At 69.2% G+C, this 19,104-nt stretch carries 15 protein-coding genes; 4 read left to right on the top strand and 11 right to left on the bottom strand.

Going from position 1 to position 19,104, the window contains the following annotated elements; all coding sequences use genetic code 11:
• The first annotated feature begins 63 nt into the window (after positions 1-63).
• Entirely contained in the window at positions 64-2,673 is a 2,610-nt protein-coding gene (clpB, locus tag H0I76_RS05525; protein WP_200608090.1) for an ATP-dependent chaperone ClpB, read from the top strand.
• A 103-nt stretch (positions 2,674-2,776) separates the two neighbouring features.
• Here clpB and H0I76_RS05520 read toward each other — a convergent pair whose 3' ends face one another.
• From H0I76_RS05520 to H0I76_RS05510, 3 genes are all read right to left on the bottom strand, one after another.
• Positions 2,777-4,072 (bottom strand): NAD(P)/FAD-dependent oxidoreductase, encoded by a 1,296-nt coding sequence (locus H0I76_RS05520; RefSeq protein ID WP_200608088.1) that lies wholly within the window; start codon positions 4,070-4,072, stop codon positions 2,777-2,779.
• A gap of 106 nt (positions 4,073-4,178) precedes the next feature.
• Entirely contained in the window at positions 4,179-5,573 is a 1,395-nt protein-coding gene (locus H0I76_RS05515; protein ID WP_200608086.1) for an aspartate aminotransferase family protein, read from the bottom strand.
• 123 nt (positions 5,574-5,696) lie between these two features.
• Positions 5,697-5,915, bottom strand: a complete 219-nt coding sequence (locus H0I76_RS05510; RefSeq protein ID WP_200608083.1) for a DUF1127 domain-containing protein — start codon at positions 5,913-5,915, stop codon at positions 5,697-5,699.
• 186 nt (positions 5,916-6,101) lie between these two features.
• Between H0I76_RS05510 and H0I76_RS05505 the strand changes: the two genes are divergently transcribed.
• The gene (locus tag H0I76_RS05505) at positions 6,102-6,827 is read left to right on the top strand and encodes a helix-turn-helix transcriptional regulator (protein WP_200608081.1); all 726 of its coding nucleotides are present in this window, start codon (positions 6,102-6,104) and stop codon (positions 6,825-6,827) included.
• Positions 6,828-6,840: 13 nt separating this feature from the next.
• Here H0I76_RS05505 and H0I76_RS05500 read toward each other — a convergent pair whose 3' ends face one another.
• Positions 6,841-7,503 carry a GntR family transcriptional regulator gene (locus tag H0I76_RS05500; protein ID WP_200608078.1) on the bottom strand — a complete coding sequence of 221 codons (663 nt, stop codon included), beginning with the start codon at positions 7,501-7,503 and terminating at the stop codon, positions 6,841-6,843.
• A 76-nt stretch (positions 7,504-7,579) separates the two neighbouring features.
• Here H0I76_RS05500 and speB point away from each other — a divergent pair, with 76 nt between their 5' ends.
• Both speB and H0I76_RS05490 read left to right on the top strand, forming a co-directional pair.
• The gene (speB, locus tag H0I76_RS05495; protein ID WP_200608076.1) at positions 7,580-8,536 is read left to right on the top strand and encodes an agmatinase; all 957 of its coding nucleotides are present in this window, start codon (positions 7,580-7,582) and stop codon (positions 8,534-8,536) included.
• Between the two features lie 2 nt (positions 8,537-8,538).
• Positions 8,539-9,888, top strand: coding sequence for a glutamine synthetase family protein (locus tag H0I76_RS05490; protein ID WP_200608074.1), 1,350 nt, complete (start codon positions 8,539-8,541; stop codon positions 9,886-9,888).
• Between the two features lie 21 nt (positions 9,889-9,909).
• On the opposite strand, the gene H0I76_RS05485 is transcribed toward H0I76_RS05490, so the two are convergent.
• The 7 genes from H0I76_RS05485 to H0I76_RS05455 form a co-directional block, all read right to left on the bottom strand.
• On the bottom strand, positions 9,910-10,986 hold the full coding sequence (locus H0I76_RS05485; protein ID WP_200608072.1) for a carbohydrate kinase family protein: 1,077 nt from the start codon (positions 10,984-10,986) through the stop codon (positions 9,910-9,912).
• Positions 10,987-11,038: 52 nt separating this feature from the next.
• Positions 11,039-11,953: an HNH endonuclease gene (locus H0I76_RS05480; RefSeq protein WP_200608070.1), complete on the bottom strand. Its 915-nt coding sequence runs from the start codon at positions 11,951-11,953 to the stop codon at positions 11,039-11,041.
• 322 nt (positions 11,954-12,275) lie between these two features.
• Complete coding sequence (gene fdhF / locus H0I76_RS05475) at positions 12,276-15,071, bottom strand: formate dehydrogenase subunit alpha (RefSeq protein WP_200608067.1); 2,796 nt, start codon at positions 15,069-15,071, stop codon at positions 12,276-12,278.
• Position 15,072: 1 nt separating this feature from the next.
• Positions 15,073-16,764 carry an NAD(P)H-dependent oxidoreductase subunit E gene (locus tag H0I76_RS05470; protein ID WP_200608065.1) on the bottom strand — a complete coding sequence of 564 codons (1,692 nt, stop codon included), beginning with the start codon at positions 16,762-16,764 and terminating at the stop codon, positions 15,073-15,075.
• A 102-nt stretch (positions 16,765-16,866) separates the two neighbouring features.
• On the bottom strand, positions 16,867-17,766 hold the full coding sequence (locus H0I76_RS05465; protein ID WP_200608063.1) for a LysR family transcriptional regulator: 900 nt from the start codon (positions 17,764-17,766) through the stop codon (positions 16,867-16,869).
• A 78-nt stretch (positions 17,767-17,844) separates the two neighbouring features.
• Positions 17,845-18,474, bottom strand: coding sequence for a LysE family translocator (locus H0I76_RS05460; RefSeq protein ID WP_200608061.1), 630 nt, complete (start codon positions 18,472-18,474; stop codon positions 17,845-17,847).
• Positions 18,475-18,496: 22 nt separating this feature from the next.
• A complete protein-coding gene (locus tag H0I76_RS05455; RefSeq protein ID WP_200608059.1) occupies positions 18,497-19,102 on the bottom strand; it encodes a glutathione S-transferase in 606 nt (201 codons plus the stop codon).
• Positions 19,103-19,104: the final 2 nt, after the last annotated feature.

Raw genomic sequence — 19,104 nt, 5'->3', positions numbered from 1 at the left:
TCCAGGCGAGGCCTGGCGTGCCGATCACGGGCGCCGGGCAGATCGTGCCAGAGGGAGCAGTGCATGAATCTCGACAAGTTCACCGACCGGGCCAAGGGGTTCCTCAACGCGGCCCAGACCATCGCGATGCGCGAGGGGCACCAGCGGCTGACGCCCGAACACCTGCTGAAGGCGCTTCTCGACGACCAGAAGGGGCTGGCGACCAACCTGATCACCGCCGCCGGCGGAGACGCGCGGGCGGCCAAGGCGGGTGCGGACGCCGCCGTGGCGCGGATCCCGAAAGTGTCGGGCGGCGACGGCCAGATCTACATGGACCAGGCGCTGGCACGGCTTCTGGACGAGGCCGGGCGCGTGGCCGAGAAGGCGGGCGACAGCTTCGTCGCGGCCGAGCGCCTTCTGACTGCGCTGTCGCTGGCCAAGGGGACCGAGGCGGCCAAGGTGCTGGAGAGCGCGGCCGTTAAGCCCCAGCCGCTCGAGCACGCCATCGCCGAGATGCGCAAGGGCCGCACCGCCGATTCGGCAAGCGCCGAGGAAGGCTATGACGCGCTGAAGAAATACGCGCGCGATCTCACCGCCGCCGCGCGCGAGGGCAAGATCGACCCGGTGATCGGCCGCGACGAGGAAATCCGGCGCACGGTGCAGGTGCTGAGCCGCCGGACCAAGAACAACCCCGTCCTGATCGGCGAGCCGGGCGTCGGCAAGACCGCCATCGCCGAGGGGCTGGCGATCCGCATCGTCAATGGCGACGTGCCCGAGAGCCTCAAGGACAAGGCGCTGATGGCGCTCGACATGGGCAGCCTGATCGCCGGCGCGAAATACCGTGGCGAGTTCGAGGAGCGGCTGAAGGCCGTCCTGTCCGAGATCCAGGCGGCGGCCGGGGGCATCATCCTGTTCATCGACGAGATGCACACCCTGGTCGGTGCCGGCAAGGCGGACGGGGCGATGGACGCCTCGAACCTGCTCAAGCCCGCGCTGGCGCGCGGCGAGCTGCACTGCGTCGGCGCGACCACGCTGGACGAGTACCGCAAGCACGTCGAGAAGGACGCGGCGCTGGCGCGGCGCTTCCAGCCTGTCTTTGTGAGCGAGCCGACGGTCGAGGACACGATCTCGATCCTGCGCGGCATCAAGGAGAAGTACGAGGTCCACCACGGCGTGCGGATCACGGATTCGGCGCTGGTGGCCGCCGCCACGCTCTCGAACCGCTACATCACCGACCGCTTCCTGCCCGACAAGGCGATCGACCTGATGGACGAGGCGACGAGCCGCCTGCGCATGGAGGTCGACAGCAAGCCCGAGGAGCTCGACGCGCTCGACCGCGAGATCATGCAAAAGCAGATCGAGGCCGAGGCGCTGAAGAAGGAAACGGACGACGCCTCGAAGGACCGGCTCGAGAAGCTGACCAAGGAACTGGCCAACCTGCAGGAGCAGTCAGACGAGCTGACCGCGCGCTGGGAGGCCGAGCGCTCGAAGCTGGGCACGGCGCGCGAGCTGAAGGAGAAGCTCGATGAGGCGCGCAACCAGCTGGAGATCGCCAAGCGCCAGGGCGACCTGGGCAAGGCGGGCGAGCTGGCCTATGGCGTCATCCCCGACCTGGAGAAGAGCCTGGCCGAGGCCGAGGGCGCCGAGGATTCGGACGTCCTGGTCGAGGAGGCGGTCACGCCCGAGCATGTCGCCGGCGTCGTCAGCCGCTGGACCGGCATCCCGGTCGACAAGATGCTGGAGGGCGAGCGCGAGAAGCTGCTTGCGATGGAAGACACCATCGGCGCCCGCGTGATCGGGCAGGAGCAGGCGGTCACCGCCGTGTCGAACGCCGTGCGCCGGGCGCGCGCGGGCCTGAGCGACCCGAACCGGCCGATCGGCTCGTTCCTGTTCCTCGGGCCGACCGGCGTGGGCAAGACCGAGCTGACGAAGGCGCTGGCCGGCTTCCTGTTCGACGACGACCAGGCCATGGCCCGGATCGACATGTCCGAGTTCATGGAGAAGCATTCGGTCGCTCGCCTGATCGGCGCCCCCCCGGGCTATGTCGGCTATGACGAGGGCGGCGTCCTGACCGAGGCGGTGCGGCGGCGCCCCTACCAGGTGGTGCTGTTCGACGAGGTCGAGAAGGCGCACCCGGATGTCTTCAACGTGCTGTTGCAGGTCCTGGACGAGGGCCGGCTGACGGACGGGCAGGGGCGGACGGTGGATTTCCGCAACACGCTGATCATCCTGACCTCGAACCTCGGGGCGCAGTACCTGACGGCGCTGCCGGACGGGGCGCATGCCAAGGATGCCGAGCCGCAGGTGATGGCCGAGGTGCGGGCGCATTTCCGGCCCGAGTTCCTCAACCGGCTGGACGAGATCGTGCTGTTCGACCGGCTGTCGCGCGATCACATGGCGGGGATCGTCAAGATCCAGGTGGCCGAGCTGCAGCGGCGGCTCGAGCCGCGCAAGATCACGCTGGACCTGGACGACGCCGCGCTGGCCTGGCTGGGCGACAAGGGCTACGACCCGGTCTATGGCGCGCGCCCGCTGAAGCGGGTGGTGCAGAAGGCGCTGCAGGATCCGCTGGCCGAGCTGATCCTAGGCGGCGTGCTCAAGGACGGCGAGACGCTCAAGGTCTCGGCCGGGCCGGACGGGCTGATCCTGGGCGATCGGGCGGAAGCGCCGCGCGCCCACGCGACGGTGCACTGAGCGCCGCCTAAGGCGCAAACGGATCGAGGCCCCGGAGGCAGCTCCGGGGCCTATCTCGTTTGGCGGGGGGTGGTTCAGGCCCGGGGTGACGGGGTCGCGCGCCTCAGAGCCGGTCGCGCAGGGAATACCAGGTCATCGCGAGCGCGAGCAGGGGCGCGCGGAACCACTCGCCGCCCGGAAAGGCGGGGATCGGCAGCCGCGCCATCGCATCCCAGCGCTCGCTCTGGCCGGCGATCGCCTCGGCCGCGATCAGCCCGCCCATGGTGGCCATGTGGATGCCCGAGCCCGACCAGCCCGAAATCGCAAGCGTCTGCGGATCCACCCGCTGGAAGATCGGCATGCGGGGCGCGGTGATCGCGAGCGTTCCGCCCCAGGCGTGGGTCAGGGCGGCATCGGAAAGCTGGGGGAAGATCTCGAGCATCTTCGAGCGCACGAGCCCCGCGATGTCCGAGGGGAAGCGCGCGCCATAGCTCTCGCCCCCGCCCCAGAGCAGGCGGTGGTCGGGTGTCATGCGGTAGTAGTTGAGCACGAACTTCGTGTCCGAGACGGCGTAGGGCCCCTTGATGATCTGGGCCGCACGGTCCTGGCCCAGCGGTTCGGTCACGGCGATGAAGTTGTTGATCGGCATCGAGCGTGCCTGCACCGCGGGCACGAGACCGTCGAGATAGCCGTTCATCGCCAGGATCACGTGGTCGGCCGTAACCGCGCCGTCTTCCGTCTCAACCCGTCCCGGCGAGACGCGCGTGACGCGGCTGAGCTCATGGAGCCGCGCGCCCGCCGCCGCGGCGGCATGGCCGATGCCCAGTGCAAGGCGTAGCGGGTGGAGATGGGCGTACATCCCCTCGTAGAGCCCGCCGTGGTAGCGCCCGGTGCCGAGCCAGTCGGCCATCGCGGCCCGATCAATCACCTTGAGGTCGTCGCGGCCGTAGTGGCGGCTGACATGATCGGCGTATTCGGCCATCTCGGTGGCGTGGCCGGGTTTCCACGCAGCCTCGAGCCCGCCATCGGTCAGGTTGCAATCGATGCCGTGGCGCGCGATCAGCTCGCGCACCAGCCGGTTGGCAGCGATCGCGATGTCCCAGACCTTGCGCGCATCGTCGCGGCCGATCTTCGCCTCGTAGGCGCGGATGTCCTGGCGTGGACCGGTGCCAAGCTGGCCGCCGTTGCGGCCCGAGGCGCCCCAGCCGATGCGGTTGGCCTCGAGCAGCACGACGGAGTAGCCGCGCTCGGCCAGGTGCAGCGCCGCCGAGAGCCCGGCATAGCCGCCGCCAACGACGCAGACATCGGCGCGCGCCTCGCCTGCGAGCGCCGGGTGGTCGGGCATCGGGCCCGCGGTGTCGGCATACCAGCTGCGCGGGTGCTGGCCGGGGCGGTCATTGGCGGTGAGGTAGCTGGTCATGGTCGGCTCGCGCTGTCGGCGGGTGCGGCATGGCGGCCGTGGCCGCCCGCTCTTGCGCCGGGTGGGGGCGCCGCCGCCTTGGCGCGCCGCGCCGTCCGGGTGACGGTCAAAGCGCCCCTTCGCGGGTGAGGTGGTCGGCCAGCCGATCGAAGGTCTTGCGCGCGCGTGCCACCAGCTCGTCGCACTCCTCGCGGCTGATCACCAGCGGCGGCGCGATCACCATGGTGTCGCCCACCGCACGCATCACCAGCCCGTTCTCGACCGAGAGGTTGCGGCACAGCGTGCCGGTGGTGCCGGCGTCGGGGAAGCGCTCGATCGGTTCCTTGCGGCGTACCAGCTCGGCGGCGCCGATCAGGCCGGTCATGCGGGCCTCGCCGATCAGCGGGTGATCGCCCAGGCTCGCCCATTTCGCCTGCATGTAGGGGCCAATGTCGTCGCGCACGCGCTCGACCAGCTTCTCCTCCTGCATGATGCGCAGGTTGGCGAGGCCGGCGGCGCAGGCGGCGGGATGCCCCGAATAGGTGTAGCCGTGGTAGAACTCGCCCGCCTTGGCGATCACGACGTCGGCCACGCGGTCCGAGATCATGACGCCGCCCATCGGGACGTAGCCCGAGGTCATGCCCTTGGCGATGGACATGAGGTCGGGTTCGATCCCGAAGGTGTCCGAGCCGAACCAGTTGCCGGTGCGGCCGAAGCCGCAGATGACCTCGTCGGCAACCAGCAGGATGTCGTGCTTGCGGCAGATGCGCGAGATCTCGGGCCAGTAGCTGGCGGGCGGGATGACGACGCCGCCGGCGCCCTGGATCGGTTCGGCGATGAAGGCGGCGATGTTGTCGGCGCCGACCTCGCGGATCTTGTCCTCGAGCTCGCGGGCGCGGGCGCGGCCGAACTCGTCGGGCGTCATGCCGGTCTCGCGCCCCTCGCCGAACCAGTAGGGCTGGCCGATATGGTGGATGCCCTCGATCGGCAGGTCCGACTGGCCGTGCATCGCCGACATGCCGCCGAACGAGGCGCCGACCACGGTCGAGCCGTGATAGCCGTTGCGCCGGGCGATGAACTGCTTCTTCGAGGGCTTGTCCATGCAATCCCAGTAGACCCGGGCGAGGCGGAACACCGTGTCGTTCGATTCCGAGCCGGAATTGGTGAAGAACACGCGGTTGAGATGCGCGGGCGCCACGGCGGTCACGGCTTCAGCGAACTCGGCCGCCGATGGGTGGGTGCACTGGAAGAAGGTGTTGTAATAGGGCAGGTCTTGCAGCTGGCGGGTCACCGCCTCGACGATCTCGGGCCGGCCATAGCCCACGGCGACGCACCAGAGCCCGGCCATGCCGTCGAGGATGCGGTTGCCCTCCGAGTCGCGCAGCCACACACCCTCGGCCCCGGTGAACACGCGCGCGCCCTTGGCGTTGAGCTCGGCCGTGTCGGTGAAGGGGTGCCAGTGATGGGCCGCGTCCATCTTGCGGTAGTCTTCGGTCGAACGCAGGTTCACGGGCGCGGTCATTCGGTCACCTCGGAGGCGGGAGTGGACGGGAGAATCGGTGACCGCATTTTGTGATCACAAACCCCGCCAGTCAAGGCGCCGAAGTAGGCGTGGCGCGCAAGTCGGCCTTGCGCGCCCGCGGGCTCAGTCGCGGCGCCCTATGCGGCGCAGGACGTCGCCGATGTCGCCGCGATTGACGCCGATGTCGCGCAGCACGCGGTCGTCGAGGCCCTCGAGGATCCTGGCGGTGCGCCGCCGCCACCAGGCGGTGTGGAGCGCGTTCAGGAGCCGGGCGAGCCCGGCGGCAAGGCGGCGGCCGACGGGAGCCGCGGCGGCACCGAGACGGGGGGCGATGGTGGTCATGTCGGATCTCCTTGGTCGATGGGTTTCCGGGGCTTGCCCGACTCGCTGCCGGGCTTGGGAAACACCATGCGCCAGGTCCACTGACAGCGTTGTGTCAGCACCGCGAACGGCTCCTGACAGCATGGTGTCAGGAGTGCTAGCCTAGTCTTCGTGGCCGTGCAGATGCCGCCTCGGAGACCCGATCCCATGCGCCGTGCAGACCGCCTCTTCGAGATCATCCAGCACCTGCGCCGCAGGCAGACCACCACCGCCCGCGAGCTGGGCGAGGCGCTGGAGGTGTCCGAGCGCACGATCTATCGCGACATCCGCGACCTGATCGCGAGCGGCGTGCCGATCGAGGGCGAGGCGGGCGTCGGCTATGTGCTCAGGCCCGGCTACGACCTGCCGCCGCTGATGTTCACCGAGCAGGAGATCGAGGCGCTGGTCCTGGGCGCGCGCATCGTCGAGACCTGGGGCGATGCCGAGCTTGCCGCGGCTGCAGGGGACGCGGCGGCGAAGATCGAGGCGGTGGTGCCCGAGCGGCTGCGCGGCTACATGGCGAACACGGCGCTGCTGGCGCCGTCGTCCTACCGGATGGAGCCGATCGGCTTCGATCTTGCCGAACTGCGCCACGCGGTGCGCCGCCAGCGCAAGGTGCGCTTCGCCTATACCGACGTGCTGGGGCAGGGATCCGCGCGCGTCGTCAGGCCGTTGTCGCTGGCCTTCTTCGGGCCGGTCTGGGTGCTGGCGGCCTGGTGCGAGCTGCGCCAGGACTTCCGCACATTCCGGCTCGACCGGATACACGAGTTCGAGGCGCTGACCGACGGGTTCAAGGCCGAGCCGGGCAAGACCCTGCACGACTTCCTGCGGCGGCCGCAGACCTGGACGCGGAGCTCGCTGACCGCCGTCGAGGACGGGAGCGGCAACCACTGAGGCCGGCCGCGCTTCAACGGCCGGGCGGTGCGGCCTCCCGCGCCAGCATCATGCCCTGCTCGACGTCCGAGCGGATGGCAGCGGCCAGCGCCTCCGCGTCGCGCGCGGCCAGGGCGTCGAGCGCGGCCTCATGGTAATCGACCAGCGCGCCTGTTCCTGTGCGGCCGTAGACGCGGCGCATCACCGGCGAGGTCTGGAGCCAGACGCTCTCGACCAGCGCCATCAGCGCCGGTGCCTCGGCCCGCGAATAAAGCAGGCCGTGGAAGGCGTTGTTCGCCCGGACATAGCCCGCCGCGTCGCCGGCTTCGAGACACGAGCCCAGCCGCTCGTCGATGGCGCGAAGCTGGGAGATCAGGGCCTTGTCGATGCGTGGCAGGGCACGCACGGCCAGTTCGGGCTCGAGCAGCGAGCGAGCGCGGAACAGCTCGTCGAGCGCGTCGGCATCGGGCAGCGGCACCTGCACGCGGCCCGTGTCGGTCATCGCCAGCGCGCGCTCGGCGACCAGCCGGCGCACGGCCTCGCGCGCCGGCGTCATCGACACGCCGAGCCGCTCGGCCACGCCGCGCAGCGTGAGCGAGGCTCCGGGCGCCAGCTCGCCGTCGAGGATCTGGCTGCGCAGCGCGCGGTAGACCGCCTCGTGGGCCGGAACCGGGGCATCCGTGCTGGGCGCGTTCATCGGCGTGAGGTCCCTTGATCTTCCCGGCACGATGTGATCACAATTCGCGCCGATGTCAAATGCCGGAACCTGATGAATGACCGACCCCTTCCGCAAGGACTATGCCTTCCTCGCCGAGGATGCGAAGGCCGTCACCCATGACGAGCCGTTCTATTCGGGCGCGTTGAGCTTCTGCCGGCGGCGCTATGCGCGCGATCTTGCGGGCGTCGATCTCGCGGTGATGGGCGTGCCCTTCGACACCTCGGTCACCGGGCGGTCGGGCTGCCGTTTCGGGCCGCGGGCGGTGCGCGCGGCCTCGACCAACATCGCCTGGAGCCGGGCCTGGCCCTCGGCCGTCGACCCGTTCGAGCAGTTGGCCGTGGTCGACTGGGGCGACATCTGGTGGGATGCGGGCTACCCCGCCGAGGTGCCCGGTCGCATCGAGGCGGCGATCTCCCACGTGATCGGGCAGGGGCCGGCGGCGCTGCTGATCGGCGGCGATCATTTCACCACCTACCCATCGCTCAGGGCACATGCGGCCAAGCATGGCGCGCCGCTGTCGCTGATCCATTTCGACGCGCATTCGGACACCTGGGGCTCGGACGAGAGCGGGCGCATTGACCATGGCACGATGTTCCGCCGCGCCGTCGAGGACGGCATTCTCGATCCGGCGACCTCGATCCAGGTCGGGCTGAGGACCACGAACGACGAGCCGATGGGCTTCGAGATCCGTGACGCCAACTGGGTGCTGCGCCGCAGCCCCGAGGAGGTGGCGGCCGAGATCCGCAAGGTCGTGGGCGACCGGCCCTGCTATCTGACCTTCGACATCGACTATCTCGACCCGGCCTTCGCGCCGGGCACGGGCACCCCCGTCTGCGGCGGCCCCTCGACCTGGCACGCGAAGGAGACGCTGCGCGCGTTGGGCGGGATCGACCTCAAGGGCATGGACATGGTCGAGGTGTCACCCGCCTATGACCATGCCGAGATCACCGCGCTTGCCGGCGCGACACTGGCGCTGGAGATGATCTGTCTCTATGCGCGGACCCGAGGATAATCATGACCTTTGCCGAGCAACTGGCCGCGTTCCGTGACGAGTTCCCGCGGATCGAGGTGGCCGAGGTCTATGTGACCGACCTCAACGGCGTCCCGCGCGGCAAGCTGGTTCCGATCGACATGCTGGCCAAGATGGGCGACGGCGGCATGAAGCTGCCGATCTCGACGCTGGGGCTCGACATCTTCGGGGCGGACGTGCCCAAGAACGCCATCGCGCTGGAAGTGGGCGACCCCGACGGCGTCCTGCGGCCGCTGCCCGAGACGTTGGCGCCGATGCTGTGGGCCAAGCGACCGACGGCGCAGATGCAGTGCATGATGCTGAACGAGACCGGCGACGCGGTCTGCGACTACGACCCGCGCGGCGTTCTGGCCCGCGTGGTCGAGAGGGCCGTGGCGATGAAGCTCACGCCGGTCATGGCGCTGGAGCTGGAGTTCTACCTGATCGATCCCGAGCATCCGCTGCCGCCCAAGAACCCGGTGGCGGGCGGGCGGCTGAGCCGCGCGCAGCTCTATGACATGTCGGTGATCCGGGCCTTCGAGCCGGTGCTGTCCGAGATCACCGAGGCGGCGCAGGCGCTCGGCGCGCCGGCCGAGACCGCGATCTGCGAGTTCGGCGCGGGCCAGTTCGAGATGAACCTGCGCCATGTCGAGGACGCGCTGGAGGCCTGCGATCACATGGTCGCGCTCAAGCGCGCGATCCGCGGCGTGGCGCGCGCGCATTCGATGGACGCAAGCTTCATGCCCAAGCCCTTCGGCGACATGGCGGGGTCGGGCCAGCATATCCATCTGAGCCTGCTGGACGAGACCGGGCGCAACATCTTCGACGGCGGGGGCAAGGCGCCAAACCAGACCGTGCGCCACGCAGTGGCGGGGATGCTGGAAAGCATGGCCGACACGATGCTGCTCTATGCGCCGCACCACAACAGCTATCGCCGGCTTCTGCCGGGTTCCTACGCGCCGGTGGTCAAGGCCTGGGGCATCGACAACCGCGGCACCGCGGTGCGTGTGCCCGAGACATCGGGCAAGGGCGCGCGGATCGAGCATCGCGTCTCGGGCTCGGACGCCAATGCCTACCTGATGGCCGCGGCGGTGCTGGCCGGCGCGCTCGACGGCATCCAGCGGGGCCTCGAGCCGCCCGAGCCGACCTACGGCGAGGCGAGCGAGGAACATGGCGAGCTGCTGCCGATCTCGTGGGTCATGGCCGAGCAGGCCTTCGCCAATTCGGACTTCGTCGAGGGCTGGCTCGGCGCCGAGTTCCAGCGCATCTATGCCACGATCAAGCGGCAGGAGCGCACGACCCTGATGGGCCGCGTCTCGGACGTCGAGTACGACGCCTATCTGCGCACGGTCTGAGCGGCGGCCTTCCGCGCAGGATCAGGCGCGGTAGAGCGGCATCTCCCCCACGCGCTGACGGGCCTCGTCGAGGCCCGCGCGGTTGAGGAGGCCCGAGGTCGTGTCCACCACCGAGACGACCGAGGCCGAGTTCACCGCCGCCTCGAGCATCGCGTCCTGCGGCGACGCCCCTTCGGTCAGCGCGGCGGCGATGGTCGAGGTGTAGCTGTCGCCCGCGCCGGCGGTGCCGGCGACCTCGGCTGGGGCCGAGGGGCGCCAGAACACGCCCTCGGGCGCCGCTAGCCAGGCGCCGTCGGTGCCGTCGGTGAGGCACACCCAGCGCGGCCCGGCGGCTTGCACCTCGTGCAGGAAGCGCAGCAGTCCCATCTCGAAGCCGCCGAAGCTGAGGCCGCGCCTGAGCAGTGCGGGCGCGTCGGCCCGGGGCACCGGGTCGGGCCCTTCCGAGCGGGCGGCGAAGGCGGGGACCAGCGCCTCGGCCTCGACGCGGTTGACCGAGAGCAGGTCGATCTTGGCAAGCGCGCCGATGAAGGCAGCTGTGCGCGAGGTGAGTTGCCGGATGCCGGGGTTCGAGATCACCGTAGCGCCCGAGCGCTTCGCCGCCGCGACGATGGCGGGGAAGCAGTCGGCCGAGCCCGACGAGAGGGGCGCGACATAGACCATCTTGTAGCCCGCGAAGCCGCTCTCGGGCAGGTCGTCGGGGGTGAGGTTCTCGTTTGCGCCGCGCTGCACGAAGATCGAGGCGTTGCGGTCATGGCTCGCGATCATCACCGAGGTGCCGGTCGCGGCGCCGGGGTCGGTGATCAGCCGGTCTTGGCCGACGCCGTAGCGGTCGAGATGCTCGCGCACCGCGTCGGCGTTGAGATCGTCGCCGACCCGGGCAAGCACCTCGGTCCGCCAGCCGCGCCGCGCGAGACTGACGGCGGTGTTGCAGGCGCCGCCGCCGACATGGTCGGTGATGGACTCCGCCGGGACCTTGCGGCCGGACTCGACCATCAGGAAGGACTTGCCCTCGTTGGTGAAGGTCATGCGCTCGATGTTCTCGGCGGCGACGATGCAGATGATGTCGATGGTCGCCGAGCCGACGTGAAGGGATTTCATTCTGAGCGCTCTCCGATGGTCCGCCTGCGCGGTTGCTTATGAGCATTCGGAATCATGTCGGCGGCAGGGTATACATCGGCTCGCCGCGACCAAAGATGTTCTCGCGATGATACTTTAGAAATTCCGGATGTGGGTCATCGCGACGATTTTCGGGGCGCCGCAGGCGACGATCAGGCCTGATGAGACGAGCCGAAACGTCACTTGGCACCTTGTTTTCCGACACCAGGATCGAGAAATCCTCGGTGATCGTGATCAGTCCCCGGTCGAACATCCAGTGCACCGTGTGAGACAGCGCAAGGCCGTTACGCACGGTATCTGGCCCCGAATGTGTAACAGGTCTGATATGCGCGGCCTCGACCTCGGGCCGTCCGAACCCATTGGCGAGGGCGAAATCCGAGATCGCGCATCGATTGCCGTAGGCGCGGAGCACCTGCTTGCGGAAGTTTGCGTCTCGCTCGGCGCGGCGCGTCAGGCGCTCGATCATCGGTCGCTCAAAGAGCGCAGCCTCGTCCGAGAAACCATGTTCCCTTTCCCAGCGTTCCGGCGAGGCATCTATGCCGTGGGCTGCGATGGCGGCGAATTCGTCATCCGCCAGGAGGCGGACTGCACGTTGCACGTTGCCGCCGCGAGCGATGCTTCCGTCAGGGGCACGGAGCGAGCGCTCGATGACACGACCGTCGAGTACGCGGTCGACCGGTCGAGCGAACTCGACGTAACTTGAGGGGTCGATGTGGGCCATGAACATCTCGGGGTGCGACGTGCTCGGGCCTACATCAGTCACGCGCGCCGTCGCAAAATATCTGAGCCGTCCCTGGTTTCCCTCGGCAGATCTCGGCTCGTAATAGACGATCCAGTCGCCTTTCGTTTTCTCGACGTCCCTCAGATAGCGCTTTGGGAACTCATAACGCTCCCACGGCGTGTCATCATAGATCGAGTCTGCCTTGTGCTGAAAAACGGCTTTGGTCATCGCGTTAGATCAAACGTCGTCGCGCGCGAGATCAAGCTGATTTGTCGGCCGCTATGTTATCGGCGAACGCAGTGTTCTCGGGGATGACATTTGCGAACGAGGCAGGTGTGCGTCGTTTGCTTGGAACCCTCACGAATCAAGATCTCGGCGGCTCGAGCGCTGGGGCGGAGCCTTCCGCGCCATCGCGGCTACGTGGCGATACCCGGGAAGCGGTTCACGTAATCTCCGGTGATGCCTTGATCATTTAAACCGCAAGGCGTCGGCTGAAAATGCTAGGGGCGCCCTCGCGGGCGCCCCCGGTTTTTTCGCGATCCGGCCGCCCTTACTCGGCCGCGATCGGATCCTCGCCCGTCTTGCGGACCCGGCAGGCCGAGAACTTGAACTCGGGGATCTTGCCGTAGGGGTCGAGCTGCGGGTTCGTCAGGGTGTTCGCCGCCGCCTCGACATAGGCGAAGGGCACGAAGACCATGTCCTCGGCCACGGCGCGGTCGGCGCGGGCCATGATGTCGATGGCGCCGCGGCGGGTCTCGATGCGGATCATCTCGCCCGGCTCCACGCCCAGCTTGCGCAGGGTCTTGGGATGGAGCGAGGCGTTGGCCTCGGGCTCGGCCCAGTCGAGCACGGTGGCGCGGCGGGTCATCGAGCCGGTGTGCCAGTGCTCGAGCTGCCGGCCCGTGGTCAGGATCATCGGGAACTTCTGGTCCGGCACCTCGGCGGGCGGGGTGACGCGCGCCGGGGTGAACTTCGCCCGGCCGCCGGGCCGCGGGAAGCCATCGCCGAACACCACCGCCTGGCCCGGATCCTCGGGGCTGAGCGAGGGATAGGTGACCGCGCCCTCTTCCTCGAGTCGGCCCCACGAGATGTTGCGCAGGGACTGCATCCCCATCTTCATCTCCTTGAAGACTTCGGAGGGGTGCGTGTACTTCCAGTCGAGGCCGAGGCGCTTGGCCATCTGCACCACGATCCACCAGTCTTCCCTGGCGTCGCCCGGCGGGTTCAGCGCCTTGCGGCCCATCTGCACCTGGCGGTTGGTGTTGGTCACCGTGCCGGTCTTCTCGGGCCAGGCCGAGGCGGGCAGGATCACGTCGGCGAAGTTCGCGGTCTCGGTCAGGAAGATGTCCTGCACCACGAGGTGGTCGAGATGCGCGAGCGCCTTGCGGGCATGCTCGACATCGGGGTCGGACATCGCCGGGTTCTCGCCCAGGATGTACATGCCCTTGATCTCGCCGCGGTAGATCGCGTCGATGATCTCGACCACGGTCAGGCCGGGCTCGGGGTTGACTTCCATCTGCCAGATCGAGCGGAACAGCTCGCGCGCGCCCTCTTCCTTCACCGACTGGTAGTCGGGCAGGACCATCGGGATCAGGCCCGCGTCCGAGGCGCCCTGCACGTTGTTCTGGCCGCGCAGCGGGTGCAGGCCCGAGCCGGGCCGGCCGACATGGCCGCACAGCAGCGCGAGCGAGATCAGGCAGCGCGAGTTGTCGGTGCCGTGGATGTGCTGGCTGATGCCCATGCCCCAGAAGATCATCCCGGCCTTGGCGTTGGCGAAGGTCCGGGCGACGTCGCGCAGGACATCGGCCTCGATGCCGCAGATCGGCGCCATCTTCTCGGGCGCGTAGTCCTTGAGATGGTCGCGGAGCTGGAAGAAGCCCTCGGTGAAGCCCTGCACGTAGTTGCGGTCGTAGAGCTTCTCCTCGACGATCACGTGCATGATGGCGTTGAGCATCGCCACGTCGGTGCCCGGGCGGAACTGGAGCATGTGGCTCGCGTGCCGCTTGAGCGCCTGGGCCCGCGGGTCCATGACGATCAGCTTGCCGCCGCGCTTGGCGAACTGCTTGAAGTAGGTCGCGGCGACGGGGTGGTTCTCGGTCGGGTTGCAGCCGATCACGATGGCGCAGTCGGCGTTCTCGATCTCATTGAAGGTCGCGGTCACGGCGCCCGAGCCCACGTTCTCCATCAGCGCCGCCACCGACGAGGCGTGGCAAAGCCGGGTGCAGTGGTCGACGTTGTTGTGGCCGAAGCCGGTGCGGATCAGCTTCTGGAAGAGATAGGCTTCCTCGTTCGAGCACTTGGCCGAGCCGAAGCCCGCGACCGCCTTGCCGCCGAAGAAGCCGCGCAGCTTGGCGAGGCCCGCGGCCGCGGCGTCGAGCGCCTCGTCCCAGGTCGCCTCGCGGAAATGCGTCCAGGGGTTGGCCGGGTCGACGTTGAGGCCCTTGTCGGGTGCGTCGGGACGGCGGATCAGCGGCTTGGTCAGCCGGTGCGGATGGCGGACGTAGTCGAAGCCGAAGCGGCCCTTGACGCAGAGCCGGTTCTCGTTCGCGGGACCGTCGATGCCGTCGACCCAGGCGATCTTGTCGTCCTTGATCTTGAAGCTGAGCTGGCAGCCCACGCCACAATAGGGGCAGACCGACTGGACCTCGCGGTCATAGTCGAGCGACGAGCCCTTCTGCGCCTCGTCCACCGCGGTGGCGGGCATGAGCGCGCCGGTGGGGCAGGCCTGGACGCACTCGCCGCAGGCGACGCAGGTCGAGGCGCCCATCGGGTCGTCGAAGTCGAAGGTGATCTTGGCGTCGTGGCCGCGGCCCGACATGCCGATCACGTCGTTCACCTGGACCTCGCGGCAGGCCCGGACGCACAGGTTGCAGTGGATGCAGGCGTCGAGATTGACCTTCATCGCGACGTGGCTGGCGTCGAGCAGGGGCACGCGCTCGGCTTCGATCTTCGGGAAGCGGCTGGCGGTCACGCCCTGGCGGTCGGCCATGTCCCAAAGGTGGCTGTCGCGGTCATGGGCGTCGTTGCGCGCGGGCTGGTCGGCGACCAGCAGCTCCATGACCATCTTGCGGGCCTTGTCGGCGCGCTCGGAGCCGGTGCTGACCTTCATGCCGGGGCTCGGCATGCGCACGCAGGAGGCCGCGAGCGTGCGCTCGCCGTCGATCTCGACCATGCAGGCACGGCAGTTGCCGTCCGAGCGGTAGCCCGGCGTGTCCTTGTGGCACAGATGCGGGATCAGCGTGCCCTCGCGCTTGGCGACCTGCCAGATGCTCTCGCCCGGCTGGGCCGTGACCTCGCGGCCGTCGAGCGTGAAGGTGATCGCTTCCATCTTTCCGCCGTCAGCCATGTCAGATTTCCTCCGGGAAGTGCTTGATCGTCAGCCGGATCGGGTTCGGCGCCGCCTGGCCAAGGCCGCAGATCGAGGCGTCGACCATCGCCTGGCTGAGCTCCTCGAGGAGCCCGGTGTCCCACTTGTCGGCTTCCATCAGCTTGACCGCCTTCTCGCAGCCGACGCGGCAGGGCGTGCACTGGCCGCAGCTTTCGTCCTCGAAGAACTTCAGCATGTTGAGCGCGGCGTCGCGGGCCGAGTCCTTGTCCGACAATACCACGACCGCGGCCGAGCCGATGAAGCTGCCATGCGGCTGGAGCGTGTCGAAGTCGAGGGGGACGTCGGCCATCGAGGCGGGCAGGAGGCCCGATGACGGGCCGCCCGGCTGGTAGGCCTTGAAGGCGTGGCCGTCGAGCATGCCGCCCGCGGCCTCGATGATGTCGGTGATCGTGGAGCCCGCGGGCAGCAGGTGCACGCCCGGGTTCTTCACCCGGCCCGAGACCGAGTAAGAGCGCAGCCCCTTGCGGCCGTTCTTCTCGACCGACGACAGGATCTCGGGGCCCTCGCGGCAGATGCGGGCGACCCAGTGGAGCGTCTCGACGTTGTGAACCAGCGTCGGGCGGTCGAAGATGCCGACCTGCGCGACGTAAGGAGGCCGGTGGCGGGGCAGACCGCGCTTGCCCTCGATCGACTCGATCATCGCCGACTCTTCGCCGCAGATATAGGCCCCGGCGCCGCGGCGCAGGTCGATGTAGCCGGGCTCGACGATGCCGGCCTCCTCGAGCGCCGAGATCTCGCGGCGCAGGATCTCGAGCACCGCCGGATACTCGTCGCGCATGTAGATGAAGGCCTTCTCGGCCTCGACCGCCCAGGCGGCGATCAGCATGCCTTCGAGGAAGGGGTGCGGCGTGCGCTCGAGGTAGAAGCGGTCCTTGAAGGTGCCGGGCTCGCCCTCGTCGCCGTTGACGGCGAGGTAGCGCGGCCCCGGCTCGGCCCGCACGAAGGACCACTTGCGGCCCGACGGGAAGCCGGCGCCGCCGAGGCCGCGGAGGCCCGAGGCGAGCACCTTCTCCTGCACCTCGTCGGGCGTGGCCGAGCCTGCGCGGAGCGCCTTCAGCGTCTCGTAGCCACCCTCGGCGGCATAGGCGGAATAGGTCTCGTAATCCGGCAGATGCGCGTGGGTGTCGCCGGCCGCGATTGCCGCCTCGACCTTCTCGGGGGTGGCGTGGTCGATGTGGTTATGGCCGATCTCGAGCACCGGGGCGGTGTCGCAACGGCCCATGCAGGGCGCGCGCAGCACGCGGACCTGGGCGGGGTTCATGCCGTCCTGCAGCGCCTTGAGCAGCTGCTGGGCACCTGCCAGCTCGCAGGAAAGCGAGTCGCAGACGCGGATGGTGAGCGCGGGCGGCGGGGTCTCGCCCTCCTTCACCGGGTCGAAATGGGCATAGAAGGTCGCGACCTCCCAGACCTCGGCCTGGGCGAGGCGCATCTCCTCGGCCAGCGCCCTCAGATGCGCCGACGACAGGTGCCCGTACTTGTCCTGGATCAGGTGCAGGAACTCGATCAGCAGGTCGCGCCGGCGCGGGCGGTCGCCCAGCAGCGCCCGCACATCGGCCAGCGCGCCGTCGTCGAACTGGCGGCCCTTGGGCGTCCTGCGTCCCTTGCCCTTACCCGATTTCCAGACCCCGGGCTTGTCGTCCAGCGGTGCCATCAGCGCCCCCGATGAAGTTTTCCGTTTTCGTGGTATACCACAGAAACCCCAGAACGCCCCGGGCGTTCAAGAGGCTTTTGTCAATCGCTTGATAATTTCCGCTTATGAAGCGGAGGCCGACAGCACGGAAGCGACGCGCAAGGTAGCAGATACGGCAGGAGGCTCGAATCCGGTCTCGGGCGTGAGCAGCGCGACGGTGCGGCGGATCTCGGGTTCGACCAGCGGAAGGGTCAGGAAACCGGGTCCGAAGTAGCGCGTGTCGGTTGCGTTGGCCGGCGCGATGGTGGCCGAATCACTGTCGGCCACATAGCTGAACAGCGCCGAGAGGTCGTCGGTCTCGAACACGGCGCGGGGCATGACGCCGGCCTCGCGGAAGGCGGCGTCGATGATCTGGCGGTTCTTCATGTTCGGGGTGAGCAGCGCGAGCGGGTGGTCGGCGGCCTCGCGCCAGGTGATCGCGCCGCGCGCGGGCGTGCCGAGCGCTACGGGCAGCACCAGCACGTAGGATTCGCGGTAGAGGGGCAGCGCCTTGAAGCGGGTGGCGGCGCGGTCTTCGAGATAGGAGAGGCCGAGGTCGAAGTTCCCGGCGCCGAGGCCGGTCTCGATCTCGGCGAACGAGGCCGAGCGGATCTCGGGCACGACGCGAGGATGCTTGCGCTTGACCGCCGCGGCCAGCCGGGTGGCCTGGCCCAGCGCGGTGGGGATCACCCCCATCACCACCCGGCCCGCCACCACGCCACGGGCGTTGGTCATCTCCTGCAGCATGGCGTCGTTCTCGGCGAGGATGCGGCGCGCCCATTTGAGCAGGATCTCGCCTTCCTCGGTGAACCCGCCGAAGCGCGAGCCTCGGCGCACCAGCGCCATGCCGATCACCGTCTCGAGATTGGCGATGCGCGAGGAGAGCGCGGGCTGCGAGATCCCGCAGGCCTCGGCGGCGCGGGTGAAGTGGCGGTGCTTGGCCAGCGCCGCGAGGATCTCGAGATCGCGCAGTTCGACTTTCATCGGGGCCTTGTCGATGGTTCCGACGCCACTTTGCAGCATGGCGGGACAGTTGCAACGCCGCTGCGCGGTGCCGGGCGGTCAGACGAGGCCGGCGACACCGGCGAGCAGGCTGAGGCCGAGGGCCGTGAAGAAGACGCCGACGCCCGCGTTGATCCAGCGTCCGGCGCGGGCATAGGCCTCGGCCGCGCGGCGCGTCGAGAACGCCAGGGCGTAGCCCAGGTGCACGGTCGCGGCGACCACCGCGGCGCCCAGCGCCATCACCGCGATGCCCTGCGCCTTCGCCTGCGCGGCGGGGAAGATCGAGATCAGCACGATCCAGGTGGTCAGCGCCTTGGGGTTGGTGGCGAGGATTCCCAGCGTCACGGCGAACGCCTGCCGCGCGCTCATCATGCGCGACCGGCCGATCTGCGCCGACCAGTGCCAGGCGCGATGCAGGTAGCGGCTGCCGAACCAGACCAGGAGCCCGCCGCCCAGCGCGGTGAGCGAAGCCTCGACCCAGGGCGCGCGCTCGAACAGGAAGGCCGCGCCGAGGATCAGGGCGAGCGCCCAGGCCAGCACGCCGAGCGCCACCGCGGGCACGACCGCGAGCGCCACCGAGCGGCCTGAGCCAAGCGCGATGGCGATGGTGTTGAACACGTTCGGGCCGGGCGAGAGCACGTTGGCCGCGAACACCGCCCAGGCGGTCAGGATCTCGGTCCAGGGGATCATGGCGGCCTGGGCGGGCAGGGGGTTATTCCTTCGGCGCGGTCTCGGACATGGCGGGCGTGGCGGCGAAGGCCTCGTACCAGGCGGCGAGCTTTGGCGCGCCGGCGCGCCAGCCGAGGTCACCGAAGCGGAAGTCGACATAGCCGAGCGCGCAGCCAATGGCGATGTGATCGGCCCGCACCGGGCCCGACAGCGCGGCGAAGCCGTGCTCGAGCGTCTCGATCGCGCGGCGCATCTTGACGGTCTGCGCCTCGACCCAGGCGGGCATGCGGATCTCCTCGGGCCGCAGGCGCTTCTCGTAGACCGCGAGGATGCCCGCATCGAGGATGCCGTCGGCCAGCGCCTCGCGCGTCAGCACGCCCCAGATGCTGTCGTCGGCGGGGTAGAGGCCGGTGCCGGCGACGTGGTCGAGGTAGCGGCAGATGACCCGGCTGTCGAAGATCGCCTCGCCCGCATCGGTGATCAGGCACGGCACCTTGCCAAGCGGGTTGGCCGAGACCGTGCCCGCGTTCGGGGCGAGCGGCGTGCCGCCGCCGGCGACCAACTCGACGCGGCCGGCGATGCCGCCCAGATGCAGGATGACCATGGCCTTGCGGACATAGGGCGAGGTCGGTGAGTGATAGAGCTTCATCG

The sequence above is a fragment of the Thermohalobaculum xanthum genome, assembly GCF_016623495.1.
GTDB classification, from domain to species: domain Bacteria; phylum Pseudomonadota; class Alphaproteobacteria; order Rhodobacterales; family Rhodobacteraceae; genus Thermohalobaculum; species Thermohalobaculum xanthum.
Note: the sequence above shows the minus strand (reverse complement) of the source record. Positions and strands in the feature narration are given on the sequence as shown.